Source organism: Anoxybacillus sp. (assembly GCF_036834105.1).
In the GTDB taxonomy this organism is placed as follows: domain Bacteria; phylum Bacillota; class Bacilli; order Bacillales; family Anoxybacillaceae; genus Anoxybacillus.
Map to the genome: position 1 here is coordinate 1 of NZ_DAITON010000148.1, position 5,222 is coordinate 5,222.

General features: G+C 42.6%; 4 protein-coding genes. All 4 read right to left on the bottom strand.

The features are described from left to right. Positions 1–60 precede the first annotated feature (60 nt). The 4 genes from V7Z64_RS11640 to V7Z64_RS11655 all read right to left on the bottom strand — a co-directional run bounded on the left by V7Z64_RS11640 (position 61) and on the right by V7Z64_RS11655 (position 4,895). Complete coding sequence (locus tag V7Z64_RS11640; protein ID WP_026011437.1) at positions 61–1,275, bottom strand: NupC/NupG family nucleoside CNT transporter; 1,215 nt, start codon at positions 1,273–1,275, stop codon at positions 61–63. A 183-nt stretch (positions 1,276–1,458) separates the two neighbouring features. After that, positions 1,459–2,400, bottom strand: a complete 942-nt coding sequence (locus tag V7Z64_RS11645) for a sugar-binding transcriptional regulator (protein WP_297990666.1) — start codon at positions 2,398–2,400, stop codon at positions 1,459–1,461. Positions 2,401–2,514: 114 nt separating this feature from the next. Beyond that, a complete protein-coding gene (locus tag V7Z64_RS11650) occupies positions 2,515–3,939 on the bottom strand; it encodes a glycoside hydrolase family 32 protein (protein ID WP_297990667.1) in 1,425 nt (474 codons plus the stop codon). Further along, positions 3,936–4,895: an aminoimidazole riboside kinase gene (locus V7Z64_RS11655; protein ID WP_297990668.1), complete on the bottom strand. Its 960-nt coding sequence runs from the start codon at positions 4,893–4,895 to the stop codon at positions 3,936–3,938. The genes V7Z64_RS11650 and V7Z64_RS11655 overlap by 4 nt, the downstream gene beginning before the upstream one ends. Between the last annotated feature and the right edge of the window lie 327 nt (positions 4,896–5,222).

The following is a 5,222-nucleotide window of genomic DNA, read 5'->3' on the forward strand; positions in this document are numbered from 1 at the left end:
CAATCGAATTTCCAATTTCGATGATTTTTCACCTTGACATATTACCGCAGGACTTGTTTTTTAAATAAACATACCCGCAATGGATGCGCTTAACAATGAAGCAAGCATACCAGCAAGGACAGCTTTTAAGCCCATGCGCGCAATGTCGCTACGACGATTTGGCGCTAAGCTTCCTAATCCACCAAGTAAAATACCCATCGAAGAAATATTAGCAAATCCACATAGCGCAAAGCTAACGATCGCTACCGTTTTTGCAGATAAATCTGGAATTTGTGGTGCGAATGATGAATACGCAACAAATTCGTTTAAAATTAATTTTTGTCCGATAAATCCACCAGCTGTCACCGCTTCAGACCACGGTACACCAATCGCAAATGCAATAGGCGCAAAGAGGAATCCTAAAATGTTCTGAAGCGTCAAACCTTCGTAATTAAACAAATTACCGATGCCGCTAAGCAACCCATTAATTAACGCAATAAGAGCGATAAACGCTAACAACATCGCACCGATATTTAACGCTAACTTCAAACCATCGCTTGCTCCGCGCGCAGCTGCGTCGATGACGTTTGTTGATTCTTCGTCTTTTTCCATCTCAAAATGCTCATCTTCTTTAATCGGCTCTGTTTCTGGCACAATCATTTTCGCCATAACTAATCCTGCTGGCGCTGCCATGAAACTTGCCGCAAGTAAATATTCAAGCGGAACACCTAAAAGCGAGTAACCAACGAGCACAGAACCAGCAACAGATGCCAATCCTCCTGTCATAACTGCAAACAATTCCGATTGTGTCATTTTAGATAAATACGGACGAATAACAAGAGGCGCTTCCGTTTGACCGACGAAAATGTTTGCCGCTGCTGACATAGACTCCGCTTTGCTCGTTCCGAGCAATTTCGCAAGCGGACCACCGATCATTTTGATAATCCATTGCATCACACCAATGTAGTAAAGAACAGAAATTAATGCGGAGAAGAAAATGACGACCGGCAACACTTGGAACGCAAACACAAATCCAATTCCTTTTGCCGCAAACACACCACCGAACAAAAAGTTAATTCCTTCGTTCGCATAGTTAATAATGTTTGTGACACCATTTGTTAACCACTGCAATGCTGCTTTCCCTGCTTCCCATTTTAAAACGATAAACGCAAAAGCGACTTGAATCGCGAGACCACCTAAAATCGTTCGCGGATTAATCGCTTTGCGGTTGTTTGAAGAAAGAAAAGCGATCCCAAGGACAACGACAATACCAACAAGTCCCCAAACGATATTCATGTTGAACACTCCTATAAGCTGAATTTTGATTACGTAATCAATATAACAGGAAAAAGAACATATGTAAACGTTAACATGAACAAATGTCAAAGAAAATTCATGGTTTCGCTAAATGTTTCTTCCTTTTTGCATAAATACATAAATAAAAGGGGGCTTTTTTCTTTTCCCCCGTTTGTCGTTTTTTTATTCTTTTTCTAACAAACATTCCGCAGTAAATTGATCTGTCACTAACACGTTGGCATACTTGCCTTTTAACGCGCCATATATGCCTGCTACTTTATGAATCCCACCAGCGATGACAATCGAATATTCTTTTTTTCTTAACTCTTCTAATTCGATGCCAAGCGTACGCTCATTTAGCTCTTCGCTACATAACTCTCCATTTTGGTCAAAAAAGCGTGAACAAATGTCGCCAGCCGCTTTTGAATAAATCATTTGCAAGTCGGCATCTGTAAAATAGCCGAGCTGGAAAAGTAGCGACTCCGATTTAATGGACCCAATCGTAAATACTGCAATGTTTGCCTGGCGACCGAGATCGAGAATTTTACGAATGTGGCGGTCGGCTTCCATCGCTTGCTTAACAACGACATGATCGACGATGGCCGGGAGAGGCAAGTGATGTACCGTTGCATTGAATGCGCTTCCAAACAAATGTAAAATATCAGAAGCGAACGTATTCGTTTCCGACAAACTGACGCCACCTTTTAATTGAACGACTTTGACATCCTTCACATGCTTATGTTTAAGCTGTAACGCAACATGATACAGCGTCGTCCCCCATGTCACGCCAATGACATCACCGTCTTTTACGATTGAACGTAAATATTCAGCTGCCTCTTTTCCAACATATTTTTTAATAATGCCATCTTGATGTTCAGGAACGGACACAACAATTGCTTTCTTGAGATTGAACTTTTGTTCAAGCTGTTTTGCTAACTGTTGAATATCTTCAGCCGGATCGTTAATTTTAATTTCTACAATTCCTTCTTCTTTTGCTTGCTGCAATAAACGGGACACGGTCGGTCGCGACACGCCGAGCTTTTTGGCAATATCATTTTGGTTGTAATCTAGCAAATAATACAACTTCGCAGCTTCCACTACTTTTTTTAACTTATCTTGCTCCATCGCTTCATCACCTTTTGTCATTGAATGAAAAAGGAGCAACCTTCCATAATTTGAAGGAATACTCCCTTTTCTTTTATCATACGAAAGCAGTTGAACATTTGACAAGCAAAAGTTTTAACATAATTTCCATTTGTATAAGCGAAACGCGGCTCGTCCATTTGTTTTAAATACAATATGTTCGTTTTTCTCATGTGGGAAAAACCGTGCTGTAAACACTTCTTCACCTTCATTTAAGAAAATTTCGATGGACGATGTATCGATGAATATATGGAGTGTTCGCAAATTCGATAAAACGCACTGTCTTTTTTCTTTTTCACCTCGCCGTGCAAAGCTTTCACGTTGTAGCGTGGCCACCCTTTTCTCAAAATCATATGAAAACGAAACATCGTTTTGTATGTCAATGGATAAAACACCTTGACCTTCAATATGCTTAAGTAACAGCTCAACCGTTTTTCCTTCCACTCCATCAAATTGCATCGTTTCTTTATGCAACGATACATTTGGATAGTGAACTTCGTCGCTTCGGAGCAACTGCAACTGCTCAATCGGTCGTTGATATAATTTATCGCCAACTAAAACGAGTTCGCGAGGCAACGTTAATGCATGTACCCATCGGTAAGCAATCGTTGGATGTTTATCTTCATCTTGGTCGGGAACGCCCATCCAGGCGATCATAATACGGCGACCGTATTCATCAACCATCGTTTGCGGAGCATAAAATTCAAATCCTCGATCTAATTCAGTGAATGTGCCATGTGCATATTGCCCCGTCTCATAGTTCATCTGTCCGACGAAATATCCTGCTTGATATACGTTTTGGTAATGCATACCTTCTGGTTGTAATCCTTGTGGACAGACGATGAGAACATCTTTTCCACCCAAACGGAATACATCTGGACACTCCCACATGTAACCGAAATTTCCGTTCTCACCGCCTGCAATAGCCCCTACATGTTCCCAATGCACAAGATCGCGGGAACGGAATAATACTGCCTTTCCGTCTAGTTGAGCGCTTTGAGCACCGATAACCATGTACCATGTATTTTCATGCTTCCAAACTTTTGGATCTCGAAAATGAGCAGTATAACCGTCCGGGAGGTGAATAACAACCCCCTTTTTTTCAAAGTGAAGGCCGTCATTTGATATCGCCATGCATTGATACGTATGTCGCATTCCTTGATCATCTTTTACATTTCCTGTATAAAAAAGCGTCAATACACCGTCATTGTCTACAGCACTCCCTGAATAGCAACCGTTTCGGTCAAACCATTCGTCCGGAGCTAGCGCTGGCACTTGTGTTTGCCAATGAATAAGGTCGCGCGACGTATAATGCCCCCAAAATTTCGCCCCATGTGTCGTTTGAAACGGCATCCATTGATAAAATACATGGTATTCGCCGCGCCAGTAAATGAGTCCATTTGGATCGTTCATTAGTCCGACAGGAGGCATTAAATGATAGCGCAAGCGATTCGGATCACTTTCAACAATCGAGGCATACTTTTTTATTTCTTCCTCAGCTAATTGTATGAGCGATTTCATCTCGACCAACCTTCTCGTAAAATTCGTTCGACTTCATCACGCGTCGGTAAAGCTGTCATCGCCCCTTTTGTTGATGCAGCTAGCGCCCCTGAAACACTCGCAAAACGCGCCATTTGTTCAACTTCCGCAAGCGACAAGTCGTCGATCGCCCCTTCTTGCTCATGTAAGCAATAAAGCATACCGGAAACAAACGCATCTCCTGCCCCTGTCGTATCCACCGCCTCTACTTTAAGCGCTGGGGTAAATACCGATCCTTCCCTCGTGAACGCATAACTTCCGTTTTCTCCTAGCGTGACGACAATAAGTGGAATGTTGTAAGAAGCAAGGGCATCTACACCTTTTTGAATATCTTCTTCCCCTGTAATAAATGTCAATTCCTCTTCGGAAATTTTCAATACGTCCGCTTCAGTTAACATAGATATAATCATTTCGCGAGCTTGTTGTTCGTTTTCCCACAGACCGAGACGTAAATTCGGGTCATACGAGACGATCATTCCATTTTCTTTAGCTAACATAACAGCCCGCTTTGTCGCGCTTCGTGCTGGTTCGCTAATAAGTGAAATAGAACCAAAATGGAAAATGCGATGCGTCAAAAATAACGACTCATCCACTTCCTTTTCGCTTAAAAAGCGATCGGCACTCGGATTAATGTAAAAATCAAAGCTTCGTTCTCCGTTTTCAGCTAACGTTACAAAAACGACACCTGTGCGAACATCGTCACTAAATTGAAGCGAAGTTGTGTTGACACCGTATTCATCGAGCGTTTCTTTCAAAAAGACACCGAGTACGTCACGTCCGACTTTTCCAACAAATGTCGATGGTATGCCAAGCCGTGCGACACCGACCGCGACATTCGCTGGCGCCCCACCAGGACTTTTTTGGTAAACCCGATTTGTTGCATCGAGCGGAATAAAATCAATTAACGCTTCACCAAGACTAATAATTCCTTTCTTCATCATCTTTGGCGAGGAGACCCCGACTTCTAAGCGAGAGCGAAAGTCGGGGAGGAATCGCCCTTCCTCCTTTCTTTTGTATATGATAGAATAAGAATATGGAGAAAACCGTTGAATCAAGGCACTCCAATTCCCGTTACTCGATGTAAGGAGTTGGTTGCAGGAAACGTTGCAACCGTAAAACATCGAACGTACATCCGTCTGTTGTGCGTGGAAGTCAAGTACTGCCTACAGACATGCCGAGCCACTCGGTAGCGATATAGGCATGACCTATGTCGTTGGGTAGTCGTCAACCTGCCCCTGATGCAACCCCAAGTCAAGGAAGGAGGA

Excerpts from the sequence above, each read along its gene's own strand:
- V7Z64_RS11655 (WP_297990668.1), bottom strand. The coding sequence starts at position 4,895 with ATGAAGAAAGGAATTATTAGTCTTGGTGAAGCGTTAATTGATTTTATT.
- V7Z64_RS11645 (WP_297990666.1), bottom strand. The coding sequence starts at position 2,400 with ATGGAGCAAGATAAGTTAAAAAAAGTAGTGGAAGCTGCGAAGTTGTAT.
- V7Z64_RS11640 (WP_026011437.1), bottom strand. The coding sequence starts at position 1,275 with ATGAATATCGTTTGGGGACTTGTTGGTATTGTCGTTGTCCTTGGGATC.
- V7Z64_RS11650 (WP_297990667.1), bottom strand. The coding sequence starts at position 3,939 with ATGAAATCGCTCATACAATTAGCTGAGGAAGAAATAAAAAAGTATGCC.